The organism is uncultured Shewanella sp. (assembly GCF_947501665.1).
Lineage (GTDB): Bacteria > Pseudomonadota > Gammaproteobacteria > Enterobacterales > Shewanellaceae > Shewanella.
The window spans coordinates 150388-174216 of record NZ_CANMWS010000006.1 but is presented as its reverse complement, the minus strand read 5'-3'; the positions used below and the strand labels follow the sequence as shown (position 1 = coordinate 174216).

The 23829-nt window shown below is 39.6% G+C and carries 16 protein-coding genes and 1 pseudogene; 7 read left to right on the top strand and 10 right to left on the bottom strand.

The window, feature by feature from the left end:
• Positions 1–31: 31 nt before the first annotated feature.
• Together Q0976_RS06170 and Q0976_RS06165 are read right to left on the bottom strand one after the other, a co-directional pair.
• Complete coding sequence (locus tag Q0976_RS06170) at positions 32–388, bottom strand: DUF3622 domain-containing protein (RefSeq protein WP_299492107.1); 357 nt, start codon at positions 386–388, stop codon at positions 32–34.
• 302 nt (positions 389–690) lie between these two features.
• Positions 691–892: pseudogene (locus Q0976_RS06165) on the bottom strand (DUF3565 domain-containing protein).
• Between the two features lie 532 nt (positions 893–1424).
• Between Q0976_RS06165 and Q0976_RS06160 the strand changes: the two are divergent.
• Entirely contained in the window at positions 1425–2789 is a 1365-nt protein-coding gene (locus Q0976_RS06160) for a DEAD/DEAH box helicase (protein ID WP_299492105.1), read from the top strand.
• A gap of 71 nt (positions 2790–2860) precedes the next feature.
• Here Q0976_RS06160 and dbpA read toward each other — a convergent pair whose 3' ends face one another.
• The 3 genes from dbpA to Q0976_RS06145 all read right to left on the bottom strand — a co-directional run bounded on the left by dbpA (position 2861) and on the right by Q0976_RS06145 (position 7728).
• Positions 2861–4270, bottom strand: a complete 1410-nt coding sequence (dbpA, locus tag Q0976_RS06155; RefSeq protein ID WP_299492104.1) for an ATP-dependent RNA helicase DbpA — start codon at positions 4268–4270, stop codon at positions 2861–2863.
• A gap of 318 nt (positions 4271–4588) precedes the next feature.
• On the bottom strand, positions 4589–6553 hold the full coding sequence (locus Q0976_RS06150; RefSeq protein WP_299492102.1) for a glycosyltransferase: 1965 nt from the start codon (positions 6551–6553) through the stop codon (positions 4589–4591).
• The gene (locus Q0976_RS06145; RefSeq protein ID WP_299492100.1) at positions 6550–7728 is read right to left on the bottom strand and encodes a hypothetical protein; all 1179 of its coding nucleotides are present in this window, start codon (positions 7726–7728) and stop codon (positions 6550–6552) included. The genes Q0976_RS06150 and Q0976_RS06145 overlap by 4 nt, the downstream gene beginning before the upstream one ends.
• Positions 7729–7835: 107 nt before the next feature.
• Here Q0976_RS06145 and Q0976_RS06140 point away from each other — a divergent pair, with 107 nt between their 5' ends.
• The 3 genes from Q0976_RS06140 (at position 7836) to Q0976_RS06130 (ending at position 11963) form a co-directional block, all read left to right on the top strand.
• On the top strand, positions 7836–8732 hold the full coding sequence (locus Q0976_RS06140; protein ID WP_299492098.1) for an isocitrate lyase/PEP mutase family protein: 897 nt from the start codon (positions 7836–7838) through the stop codon (positions 8730–8732).
• A gap of 138 nt (positions 8733–8870) precedes the next feature.
• Positions 8871–10577 (top strand): DUF1800 domain-containing protein, encoded by a 1707-nt coding sequence (locus tag Q0976_RS06135; RefSeq protein WP_299492096.1) that lies wholly within the window; start codon positions 8871–8873, stop codon positions 10575–10577.
• 12 nt (positions 10578–10589) lie between these two features.
• On the top strand, positions 10590–11963 hold the full coding sequence (locus Q0976_RS06130; RefSeq protein WP_299492094.1) for a DUF1501 domain-containing protein: 1374 nt from the start codon (positions 10590–10592) through the stop codon (positions 11961–11963).
• Here the strand turns inward: Q0976_RS06130 and zapE are convergent.
• Complete coding sequence (gene zapE, locus Q0976_RS06125) at positions 11948–13150, bottom strand: cell division protein ZapE (RefSeq protein ID WP_299492092.1); 1203 nt, start codon at positions 13148–13150, stop codon at positions 11948–11950. The genes Q0976_RS06130 and zapE overlap by 16 nt on opposite strands.
• 729 nt (positions 13151–13879) lie before the next feature.
• On the opposite strand from zapE, the gene Q0976_RS06120 reads away from it, so the two are divergent.
• Positions 13880–15610: a potassium/proton antiporter gene (locus tag Q0976_RS06120; RefSeq protein WP_299492090.1), complete on the top strand. Its 1731-nt coding sequence runs from the start codon at positions 13880–13882 to the stop codon at positions 15608–15610.
• A 44-nt stretch (positions 15611–15654) separates the two neighbouring features.
• Here the strand turns inward: Q0976_RS06120 and Q0976_RS06115 are convergent, their stop codons facing one another.
• The gene (locus Q0976_RS06115; RefSeq protein ID WP_299492088.1) at positions 15655–16581 is read right to left on the bottom strand and encodes an LpxL/LpxP family Kdo(2)-lipid IV(A) lauroyl/palmitoleoyl acyltransferase; all 927 of its coding nucleotides are present in this window, start codon (positions 16579–16581) and stop codon (positions 15655–15657) included.
• 98 nt (positions 16582–16679) lie between these two features.
• Between Q0976_RS06115 and hldE the strand changes: the two genes are divergently transcribed.
• Both hldE and Q0976_RS06105 read left to right on the top strand, forming a co-directional pair.
• The gene (gene hldE, locus Q0976_RS06110) at positions 16680–18110 is read left to right on the top strand and encodes a bifunctional D-glycero-beta-D-manno-heptose-7-phosphate kinase/D-glycero-beta-D-manno-heptose 1-phosphate adenylyltransferase HldE (protein ID WP_299492086.1); all 1431 of its coding nucleotides are present in this window, start codon (positions 16680–16682) and stop codon (positions 18108–18110) included.
• The gene (locus Q0976_RS06105; RefSeq protein WP_299492084.1) at positions 18107–18952 is read left to right on the top strand and encodes a hypothetical protein; all 846 of its coding nucleotides are present in this window, start codon (positions 18107–18109) and stop codon (positions 18950–18952) included. Before hldE ends, Q0976_RS06105 begins: the two co-directional genes overlap by 4 nt.
• Before the next feature lie 57 nt (positions 18953–19009).
• On the opposite strand, the gene Q0976_RS06100 is transcribed toward Q0976_RS06105, so the two are convergent.
• The 3 genes from Q0976_RS06100 to priA form a co-directional block, all read right to left on the bottom strand.
• Positions 19010–19591 carry an SPOR domain-containing protein gene (locus tag Q0976_RS06100; RefSeq protein ID WP_299492082.1) on the bottom strand — a complete coding sequence of 194 codons (582 nt, stop codon included), beginning with the start codon at positions 19589–19591 and terminating at the stop codon, positions 19010–19012.
• 7 nt (positions 19592–19598) lie between these two features.
• Positions 19599–21344 (bottom strand): arginine--tRNA ligase, encoded by a 1746-nt coding sequence (gene argS / locus Q0976_RS06095; RefSeq protein ID WP_299492080.1) that lies wholly within the window; start codon positions 21342–21344, stop codon positions 19599–19601.
• Between the two features lie 124 nt (positions 21345–21468).
• Positions 21469–23664 (bottom strand): primosomal protein N', encoded by a 2196-nt coding sequence (priA, locus tag Q0976_RS06090; RefSeq protein WP_299492078.1) that lies wholly within the window; start codon positions 23662–23664, stop codon positions 21469–21471.
• Positions 23665–23829 lie beyond the last annotated feature (165 nt).

Genomic DNA, 23829 nt, shown 5'->3' with positions numbered 1-23829 from the left:
GTTGAATCGTCTTAAGAGAAGGCTCTTTTATTTATTTTTCAGCGTCAGAGCCGTAATCATCATTATCTTCATCAAAAGCGTTATGGTCTTCTCCGAAGTCACTGGCATCTTTTGATTCACGCCACTGGGCCGCCGCTAAGTCTTTTTCTTCTTGTGCGAGTGTACGTTCTTCACGTTGCTTAGCGCGGCGGTCATTACGTTTCACTAGGTTTTCTAAATAGGCTTGTAATTGTGTTTCTGCCCAAGCTTGTGCTTCTGCTTCGCTTTCAAAGCCTTGCTTCTTTTTCGATACAAGGGTTTTTCTAGCGGTCATGCGTCGAGTGATCTGTGCAGTCCAAGTGTTATTCTCTTGAATAAGGCGAAAATCAAACTTTTTATTTTGTGTCATGTTACATCTTTCCTACAAATAAACTGATTACTTCACTAGGATCTGTTGATCTTTCGTGGTTAAATTATGCTCGAGATAAATGTGTTTTCATCACGGCTTAGAAGGTGTTGCCTGTTTTTTTAGTGCCCTTTTTTAACAAAGAGGCCTACAGCACAGAATCAAACTACAGATCCTAAAAATATGTCGATAAAAATACGTTAGAGGTTGCTCAGAGCCACAGAAAGCGACATTATTTTTCAATCTCATTATTGAGCGACGTTAACTGGTCGCGATACTCGACACTCTGCATTGAATATGGAGTATTATAACTCTTTAGCCGCGTCGATATCACATTTCTTACAATTTAATTGATACCCTAACATTTGTGTGCGTCCTTGAACCGAAATAACCCATGGGCGGTTGACCCAAGGTGGATTGTGTCTGACATGCTGACAATGTCCGCATTCAAGTTCAGCGACCCAATCTCTCTTCATCTTGATGATAACCGACAATAGCTTGCTTCATTTGGTTATACTCATTATTGATAAATTCTGCTTGGCAACGATTTTATTGTTAATCTGGTCGAGTACGCTAGTTAAGTATCCTGATTAAGAATAGGGCGATTTTTTGGAACTTACCTCATATGATGGCGAACGAATAACGTCCGTCAATACCCATATCTAAGATTAAAGATAGTGAGTTATCTCAATTTCAGGAGCGCGAGGTTATCACGTACAGAAATAAAACAACATCTTTTTGATGGATGAAAATTAAACAATATTAATCGAGTATGAAGATAAAAATTGAAGTAACAGAGTGTTCATTATTTTTTCCTTGTATAACAATAAATAAAGTTAATTCATTCTTCTGAACTCGTGACAAACTCGATGCGAGTCACACTGATAGGCGAATTACTGAAAATTCACCAAATCGTAATAATTAGCGCTTTTTGAGGGAATACTGTAAGCTGCACGGCCGCCCGCATCAGCAGGCCCCTTGAACATTGCTGTTTTATTCGATGTGAAGATGTGATGAACAGCCGAAAAGAGACCATTCTATGAGCTTTACCTCCCTAGGTTTATCTGCTGCTATTTTAAAAGCGGTAACCCAAAAAGGTTATGAAACCCCTTCAGCGATTCAAGCCCAAGCAATACCTGCTGTACTTGAAGGCAAAGATGTGATGGCTGCGGCCCAAACAGGCACAGGCAAAACCGCTGGTTTTACGTTGCCCTTATTAGAGAGGTTAAGTCAAGGGCGGCGTGCGGGAGCTAAGCAAGTAAGAGCATTGGTCTTAACCCCGACACGCGAGCTAGCAGCACAAGTGGGTGAAAGTGTAGAGACTTACGGTAAGCATTTACCAATAAAGAGTGCCATTGTTTTTGGAGGTGTGGGGATCACGCCGCAAATCACTAAATTAGCCAAAGGGGTGGATATTTTAGTGGCGACGCCAGGACGGTTACTGGATTTATATAACCAAAAAGCAATGCACTTTGATCAATTAGAGGTACTTGTTTTAGATGAAGCCGATAGAATGTTAGATATGGGCTTTATTCACGATATTAAAAAGGTATTGGCGCTGTTACCTAAGCAACGTCAAAATTTAATGTTTTCAGCAACTTTTAGTGATGATATCAGAAGGTTAGCTAAAGGCTTGGTCAATAATCCTGTTGAAATATCTGTGACGCCTCGCAATGCGACAGCAAATACCGTGAAGCAATGGATATGTCCCGTTGATAAAGGTCAAAAAGCAGCGGTTTTAGTTAAGTTAATTAAACAAGATGATTGGCAGCAAGTGTTAGTGTTTAGTCGTACTAAACATGGGGCGAATCGATTGGCTAAAAATTTAGAAGCCAAAGGGATCACCGCCGCTGCGATTCATGGTAATAAAAGCCAAAATGCTCGCACTAAAGCGTTAGCCGATTTTAAAAGTGGCGATGTGCGAGTATTAGTCGCAACGGATATTGCAGCGAGAGGATTAGATATTGATCAACTGCCTCAAGTGGTGAATTTTGACTTGCCTAATGTACCAGAGGATTATGTTCATCGCATAGGCCGTACTGGCCGTGCAGGTGCTAATGGGCAAGCAGTTTCATTAGTCAGTGATGAAGAAATTAAGCAGTTAAGAGATATTGAACGTCTTATTCAGCAACATCTACCCCGTAAAGAGATTGAAGGGTATGTGCCAGCGCATAGCTTACCTGAAACACAGTTAAAGAAAACGCAGCAAGGTAGAAGAAGCCAGAATAAAACGAGGCAATCACGTGCTCGTCATTCTTCTAGCCAAAAACCCAGTAATGGCTCACCACGAAGTAGTGGGAACAAGCAAGGCGCAAAAGCGGAACATAAAGACGGTCAGCGAAGTGGCGGACGGAGCAGTAATAGTCACAAACCTAAAGTTAGCAAGGGTATTAACCACCGTTAATTTATTATCTTGAAAAAAGGTGCAGCAAAAAAAGCAGGTATTGACCTGCTTTTTTATTGCTTAGAGACGGGTTAACGCATCTCCCAAGCACGGTAAGTGCGGCCTTTTAGTTTACCGTTAACGATTTTATTTAAGGCCTTTTTAACGACCTTACGGTTAACGGCCACGTAAGATCGGTGATCGGTAATTTTAATTTTTCCGACTTCATTGCCTTCTATGCCATTTTCACCGGTTAATGCACCTAAGATATCCCCAGGACGCAATTTTTGCTTCTTACCACCATCAATTTGCAAGGTGGTCATCATAGGTTGAGCGGGAAAAGTATCCAGTAAACTATCACTTGGCAGCGCTTCGCTAACAATATCTCTGCCGAGGTAATCTTCAAGTAAAGCAACTTTATAGCCGTCATCCTGATTATAAAAGCTATAGGCAGCCCCTTTGCTACCGGCCCGTCCCGTGCGGCCAATACGATGAATGTGCACTTCAGTATCAAAGGCTAAATGGTAATTAATGACGGCATCTAAGGCTTCAATATCAAGCCCACGGGCTGCAACATCGGTTGCCACCATGACCGAGATACTTTTATTGGCAAAACGCAACAAGGCTTGATCTCTGTCTCTCTGTTCTAAATCGCCATGTAGGGCAACGACGCTAAAACCATCATTAATTAAATTAGCGGCAACATCTTTGGTATCACGTTTGGTGTTACAAAAAATAACGGCGCTTTCAGGTTTGTGTTCAAGTAAGAGTAATTTCACGGCTTTTAAACGAGCATTATGATTATGGAGTTCATAAAAGTGTTGCTCAATCGTGGCGCCATCATGATTGGACTCCACTTTACAAACAATAGGTTTGAACATGATTTGTTCTGCAATTGCTTGAATTTGTTTAGGAAAGGTGGCACTAAAGAGCAGGGTTTGACGCTCAATTGGCATGTGTTCCATGATGGCATCAAGAGAAGGCTGAAACCCCATTTCTAGCATTCTATCGGCTTCATCTAAAATGAGAGTGGTGACATTCTCTAAATCTAAACGGCCACGTTCTAAATGATCGACAATGCGGCCCGGCGTTCCGACAATAATATGAGCTCCATGTTCCAGTGAGCCTATTTGTGGCCCCATTGGTACGCCGCCACATAAGGTTAATACTTTAATGTTATGAATGCCGCGAGCTAAAGTACGAATTTCTTTGGCAACTTGATCAGCAAGTTCTCGAGTAGGACACAATACAACAGATTGAATGCAAAAACGTTTAACCTCTAATTTATTGAGCAGACCCAGTCCAAAAGCGGCTGTTTTACCTGAGCCTGTTTTCCCCTGACCAATGACATCTTCGCCATTTAAAATAGCAGGTAAGCTTTGTGCTTGGATAGGTGTCATGGACTTAAAACCCATAGTGACTAAGTTGTCGAGTAAAGCAGGTTTTAAGGTTAAGCTACTAAAGGCTGGCTGAGAAGCCGCTTTTGTGTCGATATTACTCAATTTCGATATCCTAAATCATTGGCGACAGTATGCTAAAGCGGGTCGCACGAATATGGCTGCTCAGCAGGAAGCGCCTTGGTTGAGAAGGTAACCAATCGCTAAGCAATAATGGCGAGTATTGTAGCAAGGATCTTGGTCGCTTAGCGTATTTAAATTTAATTTATATTAATTAAATTATATGAGTGATCTTTCAGCGGGAATTCAATATATTGTAGGCAAGGTCGTTAATTGCTTCTGCATTAACAGACATTCCCATTATTCATGACGGTTACGAATATTTGAAGCGAATAGTACATTTTTATTTTATTTTTTAATATATTACATGAATAACCGTCTTATGAGTCGTTTGAATAAATACCAATAATTATTTTGTGTCATTAATGAAATATTGCCATTAGAGAAAACATATCCCAATATATTTTTTAGTCGAAAGGACTTAGGATCCGTGAAATGGATTTGAGTCTTGTATTGCGAATGTGAGGAGCTGGATTGATCGTTAGGCTTGACTGATGTCACCACTCCTTTTACATTGCAAAATCCTGTGAGTTCAATTTCAATACTGTCATTTTCTTTTAGTGTATCTTTTGCAATGAAAACATCGCAGTCTTCAACGGATATCCCATCTACTTGGGCTTCAATCTTGATTTTTGTATCAGTGATGATATTGATATTGGGGTTGGATAGCGTCCATTTATGATATAAACGCGGCAGATCAATAATCATGAACAGTCCGGTAAGCAAGAAAAGCGTATTAATCGAAGCCCAAACGAAAGACAGGTGTGTGTATGAGCCTAAAGACACTTGATAGCTGTAGTGGTGGTTGAGTAGCATTCCAATTAAATTGAGTGAAATTAATACAATCAGTGGTGTGGCTAGATGGTAATTAATAATGGCATTTTTTATTTTAATGTTCTTTTCGGTAACGGAAAAAGTGGGGCTTCCTTTTTTAAGTAGTCCTTTTAAGACAGCAAAAACCAGAGGGATTGCAATGACAAAATTAATGACATCTGTCATGAGAATCAGCATTTTTCCACGATTTTTGCTGGCTAGAAAAATCATGCTGGTCATGATGATGATGGGAACATACAGATAGACTTGATCATCTTGGATTGAAAAAGTTGTAACAGAGAAAAGTAATGCGAGTATAGGCGCTAATAAACACATAATGCGAAAGGGGTATGAAAACCAATGAAGAACACAAGAGATAAACTCCACACGCTGTAGCAGTGATTGCTTATTAAAGCGGAAGCTGCTTTGTTGAGAAAACAGTTGCTGTAAGGTCCCTGTTGCCCACCGACATCTTTGTTTAATGTATTCGTTTAATGTTTCAGGTGACATTCCGTAAGCGACAATTTTTTGAGTGTAACGAGTAATGTAACCATTTTGGAAGAATCTATACGAGAGATTGACATCTTCAGTGACAGTGTCGGTTGGAAAACCACCGACATTCATTAATGCTGTACGTTTAATTAGGGCTGGGCAGCCGCAACATAATGCGGTATCCAATTTGTCTAAACCAGGCAATACCCCTTCAAAAAAAATGCGCTGATCGTCTACAATGGCTTGACTGGCTAGAAAATTATGCTGAACGGGATCTTTATTATAGAAATATTGAGCCGCCTGAACTATGGCGACGTTATGTTGATCGATACAGCTCAGTAATGATGTAGCGATATCTTTATGGCATAAAAAATCGGCATCGAGTACTAAAATGAATTCTGCGTTAGTGATGTTAGCCGAATAATTGAGGCCGTTATTTAAATTACCTGCTTTAAAGTGAGTTCGCTCTGTTCTACCAAGGTAATGTACTTGATATTGCTCACAGAGCAATTCAATGTCTTTTCTTTTTCCATCATCCAATATCCATATGTTGATATTGTTGTAATGGATATTTTTCGCACAAACAATGGTTTTTTCAATAATGTATGCGGATTCATTATATGTGGTAATAAAAATATCAATACTGGGTTCTTTTTTCTGTAATTCTAGGCTGTGATTATTAACATTGATATTCATCATTGAGATTAAAAATGCAGTGAATATGCCGTTTAATATCATGAATACTTCAAGTAAGAAAAAGCACCATGCCCAAATATTGAATAGTGACAATTCTGGTAATGTTTCTGTGGAACGCCAGAAGAGGTAAGTGATATTAATGAGAGTAAAAAATCCAAATGTGATTAAATCCAGTTTAAAAATTTTATAGTGATTAGCAATGATTAAAAATAATAGAAAAAATAAAAACCAAATAACAATAATTGATGATGATAAATAAGCTATCATAAGCTAGAAATCCTGGCCATTTTCCCTACTTGGCAGTGTGCATTATTATCATGCTGTGGATAATTGTCATCATCAGAAGTAATTTTAATGACGAGCATAGAATCGGTATCGTCAGAAGAGGTTGTGGAAGCCACATAATCTTTATTCATGATAAAAGATTGTATGGCAGAAATACTGCCGGTGTGAGCTTTATCTTCTCCTGCAATATCGATGTTAACTTCATCACCTATATCCGCTTTTGCCGCAACAGAGTGAGACACTAGTACCGAAATATATTGCGGATGGCATGATGTTAATACCATGATTAACTGTCCTTTTTTGACATAACTGTGATTGCCCGTCGCAAGCTGCCATAAATAGGATTTATTTTGTGTAGAGATATTAACTTTATTCGCCTTGTTGTATTTTTCTTTATTCGCGTTAAATTGATTTTTTAAGGATGACATTTGATTGACTAAATCACTCAATCTGTTGTTAATGTGAATTACATCAAGTTGAATTTTATCATAAAATTGCTGTGAATAAGGCACATTATTATAGGCGTCACCGATGAATACTCCATTTTTGGCGGCGGTAATTTCTTGATTGAGTAGTTTAAGTTGCTGTGTATTGGTCTCAATTCTTTTTTCGATATCAAGTACTGTTTGTTGTTGATCTTCATGTTGACTGATGCTGACATGGTTGCCTTTTTTGAGTGTATTTAAGCGATTCATTTCTTGTTTATTTAGCGCTAATATTTTTTTATCATCTCTAATAATTGATTCTGTAATAGATTGTTTTTGTTCTAGCCAAGCAATAAAGTATTTTTTATGTTTCTGATAGTTATTTAATGTATTCGTTGCAATATTATTTAAATTACTTTTTTCTTCGAGCAACAAGTCATGCTGTTTTTGCATATCTACAATTTGTTGTTCAATATAGAGATGATCTTTGGCTAATTGATTGTTGGTCACTGAAAAAATTTGGGTGTTTTCTGGGAATATGAGTCCAAATGGCATTTGTGGATTGTCGTAGAGCAATGTTAAATGACCATCAATAGGAGAATAGTACTTGATCATTGGTGCAGAAACGATGCCTTTGTCTGATAAGACCAGCATTCTAAAGGTTAAAAAGAAGATGATTGCAATAATTATCAGTGTAATAAAAAAGATTTTTACCCATTGTTTTTTAACCATACGACTTGACCTTGATAAATTTAATTTTATTAACTAATAGGTAGTATAGCTATGATTTTATATTTAAATATTTTGAATATCTAAAAACAGAAATTAAGGTGGGTTTTATGATAAATCAAATGCGCTTAGTGACTCAATTAAGGCAAATATTGGCCAGTCCTAGTCTGCTGTTAATGCCATGTGCTTTTGATGCATTGAGTGCAAAGCTGATTGAGCAAGCAGGCTTTATGTTAACTTTTATGAGTGGTTTTGGCGTTTCTTCAGCGCGGTTAGCTATGCCAGATACAGGGTTAATTAGTTATCATGAGATGTTAGAGCAAGGCCATAATATCTGTCATGCTGTGAATATTCCGGTTTTTGGCGATGCTGACACTGGTTATGGTAATGTCATGAATGTACAGCGCACATTGCATGGTTATATTCATGCCGGATTTGCAGGTATTATGCTTGAAGATCAACAAACACCTAAACGTTGTGGTCATACTAAAGGTAAACAAGTCATTAGTCAGCTCGAGGCGTTTGAGCGATTGGGTGCAGCGGTAGATGCTCGTGATCAAGCGAGAAAAATGGGTCATGATATTGTTATTATTGCAAGAACAGATGCAAGAGCCACTTTAGGCATTGATGAAGCAATTAGCCGAGGGAAAGCGTTTCAAGATTTGGGGGCCGATGTGATTTTTATTGAGGCGCCTCAGTCTATTGAAGAAATGAAGATGATTTGCGAAGAAATATCGGTTCCGACAATGGCGAATATGATCGATCAAGGGGTGACACCCGTTTTACCTCCCGCTGAATTGGAAAAGATTGGGTTTAAACTAGTGGCATATCCTTTGAGCTTACTGAATGCATCTGTTGAAGCCATGCAAAAAACCTTATTAAAATTGAAGTTAGGTGAAAAAATTGAATCCAACTTGAGCTTTGAAGATTTACAGAAACACATTGGTTTTCATGATTATGATCTTAATTTAAAGCGTTTATCAGCAAAGAGAGAGCCTGGGAAATAGCAATTGTCATGAATTTTTTAAATCGTAAAAAATATACCATTAGCTGGAAAATAGTGAAATTGATTGCTTTAATTAAGAGTTAGAGACTGTAAAAGTTTAATGTTGTAAAGTGGTATTACTACAAAAGGACTTGTGGTTATGTGTGCAGTATTTCACATAGAATTACCCAAGAAAAATGCTTACCTATTAATATTATTAAGCGTGTTTCTCTCATTTTATACCTTATCAAAAGAGGAGCATTCACAGGCTCTTGTTTCAACGCCGCTTGTTCTAGCATCTCTAATACCGTCTATAGGGGTTTCTGATACAGAAGCTGCCCGTTTATTACAGCAAGCGACATTTGGGCCAACAATAACGGCAATATCAAATGTTAAAACACTAGGTATTGAAGCTTGGATTGATTGGCAATTGAGTTTGTCAGCGTCTTATCATGCTCCCTTAATTACTCAGAGTTACACCCACAGTAGTGCTATTCGCTTGAGTGCTTGGTGGAAAACGGCTATTTGGAGTGATGATCAACTGAGGCAGAGAATGGCTTTTGCATTAAGTCAAATATTAGTCGTGTCTCAAAATTCGGCAAAATTACATGAACGTCAAGAAGGCTTAATTTATTACTATGATTTGTTAGTTCAGCACGCATTTGGGAATTATCGAGATGTATTGCATGCTGTCACTTTAAGTCCTGTTATGGGAAAGTATTTAACATATCTTGGAAATGCTAAAGCTACAGAGAATTATCGCCCTGATGAGAATTACGCTCGAGAACTGCTGCAATTATTCACTCTCGGATTACATGAACTCAATATTGATGGCACTAAAAAACGTGATGAATTTGGATTATTGATCCCAACATACCATCAAGAGCACATTGAAACCTTTGCTAAAGTATTCACTGGTTGGTGTTTTGCACAGCCCACAAACGATAGATTTTGTAATTCGAGTAATGACTATGTTACGCCTATGCGAGCATGGGAAGATTATCATGATCAAAGTGAAAAACACCTTTTGTTAGGTGAGGTCCTTCCTGCGATGCAAACCGCTGAAGCGGATCTCAATGGAGCGTTAGATAATTTGATGTCTCATCCCAATATGGCTCCTTTTATCAGTGAACAGTTAATAAAAAGATTAACGACATCGAATCCGAGCCCTGAGTATATTGCTAGAGTCGCTCATGTCTTTAATAATAACGGTCAAAATATAAAAGGCGACTTAGCTGCGGTAGCTAAAGCGATTCTATTGGATAGTGAAGCGCGTAATGGACATGTAGACTTCCCCGATACTTTTGGCAAAATTAAAGAACCCTTATTACGCATGACTCAAATGTGGCGAGCATTAGATGCTTTGCAATTACATGATAACTTTAAAATTTACAATATTGGTGTAAAAGTAGGACAAGAGCCGCTTAATGCACCTTCTGTATTTAATTTTTATTCTCCTCATTTCACCACACCAGAGCTGGCTACTCAGGACTTAGTCGCCCCAGAATTACAAATCAGTGATGAGTCTCAACTTATTCAGTTCTATAATTATCTCTTTTCGCCTATTCGCTATGGTGTTGCTGAATGGACCTTAGCTGAAGACGCTCGATATTTTTGGCTTTATAATCAATTCACGCCATCAGTGACATTATATGAATCTGAAAATGGTGAGGACTTAACCATTGATTACTTTAACTTACTCTTTATGGCTGGTGGCATGAGTGAGGAATTAGACGCCTCATTGAAACAGCTCATCATCGATATTCGTGCATATGATGAAAGTCGTGGTGTTTATAGTCCTTATAGCATTATGGCTAATTTAGTCTTGGTGATCATGCTGTCGCCAGAATTTGTTGTGCAACGGTAATGAGGTGCTGTAATGAGTTTTTCATTCAATGAACGTCGTGCCTTTTTAAGGCATATTCTCTATGGGGGGATGGGGGTTGCTGCGTTAAGTTCCGTGCAATTGTCTTTGATGCAAGCGGCATTTGCTCAATCATCTTCTGCTACCGATTACAAGGCGCTAGTGTGTGTGTTTTTGTTTGGTGGTAATGATTCATATAACATGCTGATGCCTATTGAAGGGCAAGCACTGATAGATTATCAAATGACACGGCAAAATTTAGCGCGTGAATATCCATTGGAAATTATTCCAGCAGAGCAGCAAATTGATGGCGGAATAGGTTTAATGCCTGAGTTGATGGGGTTGAAAACACTCTTTGAACAAGGTCATCTAGCCATTCAAGCCAATGTTGGAACATTAGTTAGGCCAACAACGAAAACGGAGATAATGAATAAGAACGCGATACTGCCCGCCGATCTTTATGCGCATAATAGTCAACAACTCACTTGGCAAAGAGGGGCTGAACTCAATCAGCATAATACTAGCCATACCGGGTGGGCGGGTCGAGCAATGGATTTATTACACTCAAATTCAAATGCTTCTTTCATACAAAATGTGAGTGTTACAGGCCATAATACATGGCAATCAGGTATTAATACGTCTGCTTATCATGTTAATGCTGATGCCGTTGAAACCATGAATATATATAAACACCATGCTTATGCTGCAATAAGAAAACCTATTCTTGAGCAGCATATTTATGCGACTCCATTTTCCCATTTATTGGCTCAATCTTATAATCATGTTGTGAAAGATGCTGAGGATAACGCTCAACAATTAGCAATAGATTTATCACAATTATCGCCTTTAGATATTGATACACCCACTGGTAATACCTTAGCCTCTCAGCTTGCTAGAGCGACAGATTTGATTCGGATTGGTAAGCAAAAAGGGTTGTCGAGACAAGTGTTTTTTGTGGGGCTAGGAGGATGGGATACGCATAATAATCAAATTTCTAATCACCCAAAGTTACTAAAATTACTCAATGATGCTTTATTTTATTTTTATCAAACACATTTAGCTATTGGGGCTGAAAATGAAGTGGTGAGTTTTACGATGTCTGATTTTGGTCGTACTTTGACATCGAATGGTGGAGGCACAGATCATGGTTGGGCGGGGCATCAATTTATTTTAGGTGGCAGCGTAAACGGTGATTTATATGGGACTTTACCGCCACAAACATTGACGAATGAATATGCATTAAATCGGGGGCGAATGATCCCAACCACAGCCAGTGAACAAATGTTTGCTTCATTGGCTCAATGGTATGGAGTTGGGGCGCATCAATTGGATGATTTATTTCCTAACTTACAGTATTTTAATAACAATATAGATTATTTTTCTGTGTGATAGTTGAGGTATTCTTGGGATTGCATTTCTGTTAATCGGCTTAATGTTCGTTTAAATTCAAAGCTGAGGGCCCCTTGGGTATACAGTTGTTCTAGGGGGACTTCTGCACTTAAATAAAGGTGAACGCCTTGATCGTAGAGTTCATCGACGAGACTAATAAAGCGCCTAGCAGGATCATCATTAATAGCGTAGGACAATTGTCTCTCACCCGTTTCAGTCGCGAAGTGCCCATCTTCAGTCCCTCTTGCTCGAATCCAACTGCGTGGCTCACCACCTAAAATAGGAATATTACTGAGCAATAGGTGGGTAAATTGACTGGCTATTTCAATATAATCCAATTGTGATCTCGGTCCATCGCATAAAGCATCAAAGCTTAGCCATAAACAAGATGCGGAGTATTTGATGGTGTCGATTAGCCGCCCATGGATCAGCAATCCTTGTGAAATAAATAATGCTTTTTTAGAAGAATTTGGTGTTTCCTCTTGAGTGAGCTTGATAAATAAGTCGTTGAAATCTATTTCATGAGGTAAAAAGTATGTTTGCTGAAATTGTAAAGATCGTAATCGATGGTCCAGAGTTCCATCAAGGTGGATTTGCTTAGTATGTGCTAGCAGTAAATCTATGGTGGGTAAAAATCGTTGCCTTTGAAGTCCATTTCGATATAAAGATTCAATTTGGATATTTGATGTGGCGACTAATATTGTGCCTTGTTGAAATAAAGCTTCAAAAAGACCTGCTAGGATCATGGCATCACCAATATCGGAGACAAAAAACTCATCAAAACAAAGTACGTGTGCTTCTTTTGCAATTCGTTTAGCCACTATTTTTAGGGGATCACGCTTGCCTGATTCAAGAGAGAGCTCTTTGTGTATGCGAGCCATAAATCGATGAAAGTGTAATCGAAGCTTTGAGGTATGTTGTAGATTGCTATAGAACATATCCATAAGAAAGGTCTTTCCACGTCCCACATCTCCCCAGAAATACAGTCCTTTAGGTACGGAATGTGAATGATGTTCTTGTTCCTGATAAATAGCTTGATAAAGAGTGTCGAGTGCTAATACCGCTTGCATTTGTGCTGGATCGTTAATTAATGCATGGTTATCAAGTAAACTTTGATAAGTACGTAATGGGCTCATTTCTGGTGAATGGGCTGCGACGCTTTTTTTATGGAAAAATGAATGTGTCATCAAGAGATAGGCTCATACTGATTAAATTTTACCGCTGCATAAAGTGGTAGCCTTTTGAAGTTAAGTATAATGTGATTGTAATAAAAATGACCAGTAACTCAGTCTATTTTTGTCTTAATCATATTTCTGCATTGCTTGTTTGTTCGTTAGTTTAACCCATGGGATCCTGCAACTTCAGGCGATTTCGGTATATACTTTGTGATAATGCCTTGTGATAAATCAGCTTTTAAAAATAAACCTTTCTTATTATAAGGGATGATGGTTTGGATAAAGAGGGGGTATTCGATGAAGAAATGTAGATATTCTAGCATTAACTATCAATTTTACCGTCTGGACTAGATAATAATTCGATTAAAATATACTTATTAACGTTTAATTTAAAATAAATCAAGTAATTAATTATTAATATTTTAACTAACTAATTGAAATTTATGTAATTAAACTTGATTATTCATTTATTTCTTTGTTTAGTGCTTTTTTATTGCTTTAGTTATGATAAGTTAATATTTATAGAATTTAAAAATAGATAGGCATAAAATTAAAATTTAAGCCTATCTTATTAATAATTAAGCGATATATATATTATTATTGAATTAAGTTTAATTGTTTTGTTTTTGTTAATTTATTTGATTGTATGTTTTTATTGTAAAGTTAGATTATGCTTGGTGCTTATGATGAGCACTGATGAATAGTGGAATATTCAATATTATGGAATATTAAGGAGGTTGTTTGAACGCTGAATCTATTAATAACTTTTTTTTGATTGGTGCATTGCTTACTGCGGTGAGCGTCCTTTTGAGTTCAGTGTCTTCGCGTGTTGGCCTCCCTATTTTATTGGTGTTTCTTTGTGTCGGTATTTTAGCTGGCGAAGATGGCCCTGGTGGAATCGTTTTCGATAATTATTCAGTTGCGTATTTGGTGAGTAACCTTGCGTTAGCTATCATTTTACTTGATGGTGGAATGCGGACCCGTGTGAGTAGTTTTAGGGTAGCACTTTGGCCAGCTTTATCTCTCGCTACGTTTGGTGTCGCCTTAACCACCATTATTACAGGCGCATTGGCTGCTTGGTTATTTGATTTAACATTATTACAAGGCATGTTGGTTGGTGCAATCGTCGGGTCAACAGATGCTGCGGTTGTTTTCTCTTTACTCAAAGGAAAAAGCATTAACGAACGTGTTGGGGCTACATTAGAAATAGAGTCTGGTAGTAATGATCCCATGGCTGTATTTCTAACCGTGACTCTAATTGCTGTAATTGCTAATACTAACAATGATATGTCTTTTAGTTTCATGCTAACAAGCTTTGTTAAGCAGTTCGGGATTGGGGGGATATTAGGTGTCGGTGGAGGCTGGGTATTATGGCAGCTCGTTAATAGGAGCCATCTTGCTGATGGACTTTATGCCATTTTGGTCCTCAGCGGTGGCTTAATGATTTATGCCATTTCAAGTAAATTGGGGGGAAGTGGGATCCTTTCCATTTATTTAGTGGGTTTATTTTTAGGCAATAATGCTACACGTGGTAAGCACACTATTTTAAATATTCTTGATGGTATGACTTGGATGAGCCAGATAGGCATGTTTTTAGTTTTGGGCTTATTATTAACGCCTACAGATTTAATTGATTTAGCTCTTCCTGCGTTAGGACTGGCTTTTGGAATGATCTTTTTTGCGAGACCTATCGCGGTATGGTTTAGCTTATCACCGTTTAGAAGCTTTAAGACTCGTGATCGCTGGTTTATTTCGTGGGTTGGGTTACGCGGAGCTGTGCCTATTATTTTAGCGGTATTTCCTATGATGGCTGGATTACCCGGTGCGCAACTTTATTTCAATGTTGCATTCTTTGTGGTGTTAGTATCGTTATTGGTGCAAGGAACGACATTGGCTAAAGCGGCGAAGCTTGCAAAAGTGGTGCTGCCTTTAAAGCCAACGCCAGCTTCTCGATCTGGCTTAGAGGTGTATCATAAAAGTGATTGGGAGTTGTTTGTTTATCATTTAAGTGAGCATAAATGGTGTATTGGTGAGCCTCTTAGAAGGCTTGATATGCCAGAGGGTACACGTATTGCTGCTTTGTTTCGCGATCGTGTCATGCTTCACCCATCAGGTAGTACTCAACTAAAAGCCGGTGATGTACTTTGCGTGTTAGCCCATGAGCAGGACTTGGATGCCCTGGGGACGTTATTCAGTGAGCCACCTGTTGATAAAGAATTACCACGATTTTTTGGTGATTTCTTTATTGATGCTAATGTTTTATTAAGTGATTTTGCCCCTATGTATGGTATTAAGTTGAGCAGTGAATTTCAACATCTAAGCATCTGTGAACTCATCAAGTTGAAACTAGGTGAGAAGCCTGTTGTGGGCGATCAATTTGAATGGCAGTCTTTACATTGGGTCATTTCAGAGATTAAAGATGGAGCGCCCTATAAAGTCGGAATAAGGTTACCTGCTTCGGAATCTATCTAATCTGTTTAGCAATGAAAAAGCCCTATGTAGTGGGCTTTTTCCCTTTATTTATATAATGATGGATCGTTTTTATCAGGACGTGTTTTAAAGCGTCTATGTAGCCACATATACTGGGCTTTATTTCGACTGATTAACGTTTCAACTATCTTATTGGTTCTTTTCGCATCTTCAATTTCGTTCTGACCTGGGAAATCGGTTAAAGGCGGCAATATTTCTAATGTATAGCCTTTATCGTTATCATCACGTTCAACAAAAAAAGGAATGACTTTGGCTTTGCCTAACTTCGCTAAGCTAGTGGCTCCAGTAATGGTTGCTGCTTCTTGTACACCAAAAAAAGGAACAAAAGTGGCACTAGAGCGACCAAAATCTTGGTCAGAGGTGTACCAAATGACATCAGGATGCCTTAAACAACGTACCATTTGTCTGAGATCGCGCTTTGGGACTAACGCTTTGTTTGACCTTAATCTTCCTCTTACTTGTAGGTACTCGATAACGGCATTATTATGAGGACGATAAACACCGACTCCTGGCTGAAATTGACCAAAAATCCTAGCGCCCATTTCCAAGGGTAAACAGTGCACAGCAAATAAGATCACCCCTTGTCCGTCGTTTAAGGTGTTTGTGATATGCTCTTTGCCTTTGATTTGCATATGTTGCTGAATTTTTTTATCTGTCCACCACCATGCATTTATCGTATCAAAAATAGCTTTGCCTGTTTCTTCAAAGTTACTTTTGAGTAGTGTTGTTTGTTCATTTGCTGTCATTTCAGGAAAGCAGAGCTCAAGGTTGCGCTTTGCTGTTGAAACGCGACTGCCAATGATCTTCATGGCTAATCGCCCCAATATGGCACCTAACTTTAATTGCATCGATAAAGGTAAACATTGAGTTAATCGCATTATGCCAACACCTAACCAGATTAACCAATACTTGGGATGACATAAATTAAATGAAAATTCTGCTTTTTCGACCACGGATAACCCAAACTTTAGAAAAATTACGTATTATTCTAACTCAAAAGGATGCAAAATTAGGTACAATTGAATTAATTTTTTTAAAATGAATAGGCGCCATGAAGATTTCTCTCCCCGCATTTGAAAACGCAAAGGTTTTGGTTGTTGGTGATGTCATGCTCGATAGGTATTGGGCGGGGCCGACAGGACGTATTTCACCAGAAGCACCAGTGCCTGTTGTAAAAATTGAGCAACATGAGGACAGACCCGGTGGTGCTGCAAATGTGGCCATTAATATTGCAACTATGGGGGGCGCTGTACAATTGACGGGGATAGTGGGAGGAGATGAAACTGCGGGCGCATTGACTCAAAGTATTCAAGCCTCGGGCGTCGAACCCATTTGGCATTACGTTGATGCTAAGCCAACGATTACTAAATTGAGAGTCATGTCGCGTAATCAACAGTTATTACGCTTGGATTTTGAAGATGCTTATTCTCAATCTGAAAGTGATGCCTTATTGAATGAGGCCAAAGCATTAGTGCCTGATGTTGATGTCGTTATTTTGTCTGATTATGGTAAAGGTGCATTAGTGTCGCCTCAAGATTTTATTCGTTATGCTAATGAGGCAGGCGTGAAGGTGTTGGTTGATCCTAAAGGAAAAGACTTTTCTCGTTATCAAGGGGCCTATTTGTTGACACCCAATATGAGTGAGTTTGAAGATGTTGTAGGAGAAGTGACGTCAGAAGTTCAGCTGGTTGAAAAAGCGCAAGCCTTATTAAAACAATATGATATTCAATCGATTTTAGTAACGCGATCAGAAAAAGGCATGACGCTCATTAAGCGTGAAGGTAATGAATTACATATCCCAACCGTTGCTAAAGAAGTTTTTGATGTCACAGGAGCCGGTGATACGGTGATTTCAGCTTTAGCGACGGCCTTGGCTGCAGGCAGTGAATTAGATCAAGCATGTGCTATTGCCAATACTGCGGCAGGTATTGTGGTTGGAAAACTTGGAACATCGACAGTGACCCGAATAGAGCTCATTGAAGCCCTTTCATTAAGTCATGGAGAGATGGGCTTTGGTAGTGTCAGTGAAGCGCAATTAGTGATTGCGATGGAGCAAGCCAAGGCTCGGGGTGAAAAAATTGTGATGACAAATGGCTGTTTTGACATCTTGCATGCTGGTCATGTTAGCTATTTAAAACAAGCAAGAGCCTTAGGCGATCGCTTAATCGTTGCTGTGAACAGTGATGACTCAGTTAAACGTCTTAAAGGTGAGGGGCGTCCCGTTAATCCTGAAGATAGAAGAATGACAGTGTTAGCAGAACTGGCTTCCGTTGATTGGGTTGTGCCGTTTAGTGAAGATACACCTCAGCGTATAATCAGCAACCTTTTACCTGATTTATTGGTGAAGGGAGGGGATTATGAAGTGCATGAAATTGCTGGTGGTGAAGAAGTCATAGCTGCAGGCGGGAAAGTAGAAGTGTTAGGTTTTGAAGAAGGGATCTCAACCACTGCAATTATAGAAAATATTATGGATAATCGTTGAGTTTTACCACTCTGTCGATAATTTCTGGCTTGTTTTGGGTCAATGTGGCTGCAAAACAAGCTTTGGTTTGCCCCATTGACTACCTTGATGACTGCCTTGAACATTTACCTGCTCAGGTTCGAGAGCAATTACCGAGGGAGCCTCATCAATTACTGCAAGATATGTCACAGCGTCCTGCTATGGTGATCCCTTTAAATGATCCTAGTGTATTGGGGCTTGTACTGACTGCCCCAGAGTATGTGACACAAGTGCAAGTGTTGCATTTGAAACAAGAGGTATTTGAGTTTACGCTCCATGAGCAAGAAGTGCTGAGCTTATGGCATGAAATGGGCCATTTAGCAGCACAAGACTTAGCCGACACAGTATTTCAACGAACCTTAAGTCCATTTGAGCATGAATGGATTGCAGATTGTTACGTTATTTGGTTGGTGGCTCACCAAAAGCCTAATTTACACTTAGCTTGGCAACAATATCACAGACGCAATATTGATGTGATGTCTAATCGAATGTCAATGTCCCATTGGACCGTACCTATATTATGGACGGTTCTGAAGGAGTTTGATCAAGCGTCACTGAAATCATTTATTCACTTTGATGATTTTTTAAAGGCTTACTTGGCTATTGCTTCATTGCCCTCTGACAATGATTTGTTTGAGCTATCAGGGTTGCTGCAACATACGTTTGAGATGAGAACAACGCCGCCATTACCCCATTATCTCTATTGGCGTAAAGAAGAATTAACCTTGTATTTACGTCCGACATTAGAGCAAATTATGGGGCAAGAGAGAGCAGCGGCTTGGGTAAGAGCATCAAGTTTACATTCTCTTAAAAACGAGGGTTAAAAAATCCGCTGTGAAAGCGGATTTTTATTTCAATTATCACGAGTATATTGGTAAAGGTTATCCTTCCCAAAGCCAAATTTGACAACCATTTAGCCCACCTCTTTGTAAAATATGGCGTTGTTTTTCAGCTAAACGTTTGCTGTCATAGGGCCCTAAAACGACTTTATACCATATGCCGCTGGTGCCTTGTACTTTTCGAATAATGGCTTCTAATCCTTGAAAGGCAATAGTCGCTTTCATTGATTCTGCTTGAGATTCTTTTCTAAAAGAAGCGCATTGGATTTGATAAGGGCGTTTAGGCTTAGTAGGCCTTTTTTCACTGACATCCACTTCCACTTTTTTGTTTTCAAGCTCTTCAAGGTAAGTCCACTCTTCTTGAGGAGCTGGAGGAAGTGCTTTGGGATCCGGTTTCGCTATAACGGCTTTAACCGGTGTTTCTATGGTGGTTTTATCGGCTTTTTTACTTGGTGTGGAGCTGCCACTAATGCTCCACAGCAAATAAATAAAGGCACTGAGTCCTATCGCAGTAATGCATAAAATGAGCAAAGGAAAGCGCCGTGAGACTTGTCCTTTCCCACGAGATCGATTGCCCTTTTTATTTTTTTTCGGGTTGCGGTTAGCGTAATCACGACTGGTCATAGTAATATTACATACGTTCTAAAGTGTTAATGCCAAGTAAACTTAAGCCTTGTTTTAATGTTTTAGCCGTCAATTGAGCCAACAGTAAGCGGCTTTGTTTTTCTTGTTCATTATCGGCTGCTAATACGGGACAAGCCTCATAAAAGCTTGAAAAAGCTCCTGCTAATTCAAATAAATACAAACATAGGGCATGGGGCTGACCTTTTTCGACCATTCGAGTGATAACTTCACCAAATTGCGCGAGTTTACTGCCTAAGGCTTTCTCTCTGTCATGTTCAAGGCGAATGCTGGCATGGCTTAAGTCAATATTGTCAGCACGCTTAAAAATACCTGCGATGCGCGTGTAAGCATAAAGTAAGTAAGGTGCGGTATTGCCCTCAAAGCTGAGCATTTGTTCAAAGCTAAAAATATAGTCGCTGGTGCGGTTTTTAGACAGATCCGCGTATTTAACTGAAGCGATCCCCACAGTGTTAGCAATATTAATCAGCTCAGCTTCATCCATATCTGGATTTTTACTTCGCACTAATTCTAATGCTCTTGTATTGGCTTCATCCAATAAATCCACTAACTTGACTACGCCACCTGAGCGAGTTTTAAAAGGACGACCGTCTTCACCATTCATGGTGCCAAATCCCATGTGCTCTAAACTCATTTCTGGACGAACAAAATGCGCATCACGGGCGAGCTTGAAGACTTGTTGAAAATGTAATCCTTGGCGTAAATCAACAAAATAGAGGGCACGATCAGCTTTTAATGTATTGCTGCGATAGCGCATAGCCGCTAAGTCGCTAGTGGCATAAAGGTAGCCACCGTCGGCTTTTTGGATAATGACGGGAAGCGGCTCACCATCTTTGGTTTTAAATTCATTTTGAAAGACAACCTTAGCACCGTTACTTTGGGAAAGGAGCCCTTGCTCATCTAGCTCGGCGACGACATTAGCTAAATCTGTATTGTAGGTGCTTTCACCTTGCACATCGTCACGTGTTAAGCTAACGCCGAGACGCTGATAAACATCGTGACAGTGACTTAATGAGATATCATTAAACTCACGCCATAATTTATTGCAATATTCGTCACCGGATTGCAGTTCAACCACTAATTGACGTGCTCGAGTGGCAAATGTGTCTGATTCATCAAAGCGCAACTTGGCTGCACGGTAAAAATGTTCAAGATCGGCTAATGCCATTTGCGCTTGTTCACCTTGTGCGGCACGCAATTCTTCCATATAAGCAAGCAACATACCAAATTGAGTTCCCCAGTCTCCCACATGATTTTGTCGAATAACAGTATGGCCTAAAAACTCTAAGGCGCGAACAACACTGTCACCGATAATCGTAGAGCGTAAATGCCCGACATGCATCTCTTTTGCTAGATTTGGTGAAGAGTAATCCACAACAACTCGCTGTGTTTTAGGCTTGCTGATCCCATGGAGAGGATCCTTTAATGCGAACATCAGTTGATCGGCTAGTGCATTTTCATCAATGAAAAAGTTTATGAATCCAGGACCTGCAATTTCAACCTTGGAAACATGACTAGAGTCTGGCAAATTATCAATGATGAGTTGTGCAATATCGCGCGGGTTCTTTTTAGCCACTTTAGTGAGCATCATTGCCAAGTTAGTTGCAAAATCACCATGGCTCTTATCTTTTGTTCGGTCCACTTGAATGCGGGCTTCAAAATCTTCTGGGATCACCCCTTGCTGCTTAAGAGAAGTGATTGCATCTGCGAGTAAAGACTGAGTATGTGATTTCATTGGCGTTTAATTGATACTTACTAAAGTAAAGAATAGGGAAGAATAACCACCCATTTTAGCCGCTTGTATGGGTGAATTGCTATCTTTTCTAGGGATTTTTATGGCATAACATGAAAAAAATACCCTAGAGGAGATCTTGAGGATCCCTATCGATACTCCAACGGCAACGTTTAGCCATGGGAAGAGCTTCGATTTGGGGCAGAGTTTGTTCAAATGATTGTTGTAATTGTTGACGATTTTGAGTTTGAAAAATCAATTGTCTTCTAAACTTGCCTGCTTTTTTATCTAAAGGTGCGGGCATGGGGCCAATGACTTCACATTGCTCATTTTGAGGTAAAAGTTGTGCAATTTGACATAGAAAGTTATCTGCATCTTGTGCTTGATGTGCTTCAGCTCTTAATAATATCATATGCCAAGCGGGCGGTAATAGCGCCTGTTGGCGCTCAGCGAGCTGGTTGCGGGCAAATTCACCGTAACCTTTTTGCATGAGCTCTTTGAGTATGATGTTTTCACTTTGGTGAGTTTGTAATAATACCGTTCCCGGTTTTGTGGCTCGCCCTGCACGGCCAGAGACTTGAGTGTAAAGCTGGCCAAAGCGCTCCGGAGCCCTGAAGTCAGCACTAAAGAGGGCACCATCAACATCCAGTAAACCAACAAGTGTTACATCAGGAAAATGATGACCCTTTGCGAGCATTTGTGTACCAACGAGAATTTTGTACTCTCCTTTTAATATGGCGTTAAGATGAGTTTCAAGCTCTCCTTTTTTGCGAGTCGTATCTCTATCAATTCGAACAACAGGGTAATGGGGGAATTCTGTTTCTAGGAAGCTCGCGAGTTGTTCCGTACCGACGCCTTGTGCGGCGAGCAGAGTGCTTCCGCATTGGTGGCATTGTTTTGGAATCGCATATTGATTACTGCAATGGTGACATCGAATTTCCCCTAAACTTTGATGGATTGTAAAAAACGCATCACAACGATCGCACTCGTGTAAATGACCACACTCATGACATAACAGTGCCGGTGCGAACCCTCGCCGATTCAAAAATAGAATTACTTGATTACCCATTTCAAGGTGTATGCGCATTTCATTGATGAGGGCACTGGATAAGCCGGCTCGTAATGGTTGATGACAAATATCGATAATGCCTTGACGTACTTTTTCAGCATGACCAGCGCGACTGCCTAACTGTAAATGTTGATATCGCCCTGAAAGCGCATTTTGTAATGTTTCAAGTGAAGGGGTTGCTGTGCCTAATAAAACTGGAATGTCTTCTAAATGACCACGCATAACAGCAAGATCCCGTGCATGATAGCCGACACCTTCTTGTTGCTTAAAGCTGGCATCATGCTCTTCATCTAAAATGATCACGCCAGGGTAAGCCATGGGAGTGAATAAAGCTGAGCGAGTACCGATGATAATTGCGGCTTCCCCCGATTTTGCTTGTTGCCAAGCCCGCAAACGTTGGTTATCTGTTAAGCCTGAATGGATGACGGCAACGGTGACAGTAAATCGGCGTTTAAATCGATTAATGGTTTGGGGGGTTAAGCCAATCTCAGGAACCAATATGAGGGCTTGTTTTTTATTGGAGAGAATGCTTTCCAATAGGGCTAAATAGACTTCGGTTTTGCCAGAACCTGTAATACCTTCCAGTAGCGTACATTGATAGTTTTGCTGTTGTGTTAATGTGGAGACGGCAATGGCTTGTTCTGCGTTGAGCTGATGGGGCTCTTCTCCCATTAAGAGTGTTTCTCGCCAAGACAAATCTGCTTGTATAATTTGAGTGCTTTTTTGTATCCATTTTTTTTCAAGCAGCGCTTTTAATGCTGATGGGCTAAAGCCATGACTGGCTACATCATCAGTATTGATATGTGAGTCCTGTAGCGTTTGCATGATTTTTTTCTGTGCAATTGCTCGTTTTAGGGTACTGAGTTCGGCATTTTTTCCCGCTTGAGTGAGCTGCCAAAAAGTGCGGACGTTTTTAGTAATAGGCGCTCCTTTTCGCAATGCAACAGGAATGGCTTGAGAAAGCATTTGTCCCAAACTGCAAAAATAATATCGACTTGCCCATTGAGTTAATGTGAATAATGAATGAGGTAATAAAGGTTCAGTATCAATGAGCTCAATAATGGATTTGATTTGTTGTGGTTTAAGGTCGCAGTGTTCAGTTATTCCGATGATGAGTCCAATGCTTTGTTGACGGCCAAAGGGGACTTTCACTCTTAGGCCTTTTTGAAGCGAGGCATTAAGAGATATGGGGACTTTATAGGTAAAATTTTGCCGTAATGGAACTGGAAGCGCGACTTCAACAAACTGAGACATAGTTAAGTTAATCATTATTGCATTAAAGAGTAAGTGTAACTATCTCGATAATTTAGCGCTAGTTTTATTCTTATTTGCGGGAATGAGTTTCAAATGTTAAATTTAAGTGCTATTTCATTTTTGTTTATTTTAACAGGTTGTTGGATAAGTTATTTATACTTTCAA

Coding starts and splice junctions, on each gene's coding strand:
- Q0976_RS06170 (WP_299492107.1), bottom strand. CDS start 388: ATGACACAAAATAAAAAGTTTGATTTTCGCCTTATTCAAGAGAATAAC.
- Q0976_RS06160 (WP_299492105.1), top strand. CDS start 1,425: ATGAGCTTTACCTCCCTAGGTTTATCTGCTGCTATTTTAAAAGCGGTA.
- Q0976_RS06150 (WP_299492102.1), bottom strand. CDS start 6,553: ATGATAGCTTATTTATCATCATCAATTATTGTTATTTGGTTTTTATTT.
- Q0976_RS06145 (WP_299492100.1), bottom strand. CDS start 7,728: ATGGTTAAAAAACAATGGGTAAAAATCTTTTTTATTACACTGATAATT.
- Q0976_RS06140 (WP_299492098.1), top strand. CDS start 7,836: ATGATAAATCAAATGCGCTTAGTGACTCAATTAAGGCAAATATTGGCC.
- Q0976_RS06135 (WP_299492096.1), top strand. CDS start 8,871: ATGTGTGCAGTATTTCACATAGAATTACCCAAGAAAAATGCTTACCTA.
- Q0976_RS06130 (WP_299492094.1), top strand. CDS start 10,590: ATGAGTTTTTCATTCAATGAACGTCGTGCCTTTTTAAGGCATATTCTC.
- zapE (WP_299492092.1), bottom strand. CDS start 13,150: ATGACACATTCATTTTTCCATAAAAAAAGCGTCGCAGCCCATTCACCA.
- hldE (WP_299492086.1), top strand. CDS start 16,680: ATGAAGATTTCTCTCCCCGCATTTGAAAACGCAAAGGTTTTGGTTGTT.
- Q0976_RS06100 (WP_299492082.1), bottom strand. CDS start 19,591: ATGACCAGTCGTGATTACGCTAACCGCAACCCGAAAAAAAATAAAAAG.
- argS (WP_299492080.1), bottom strand. CDS start 21,344: ATGAAATCACATACTCAGTCTTTACTCGCAGATGCAATCACTTCTCTT.
- priA (WP_299492078.1), bottom strand. CDS start 23,664: ATGTCTCAGTTTGTTGAAGTCGCGCTTCCAGTTCCATTACGGCAAAAT.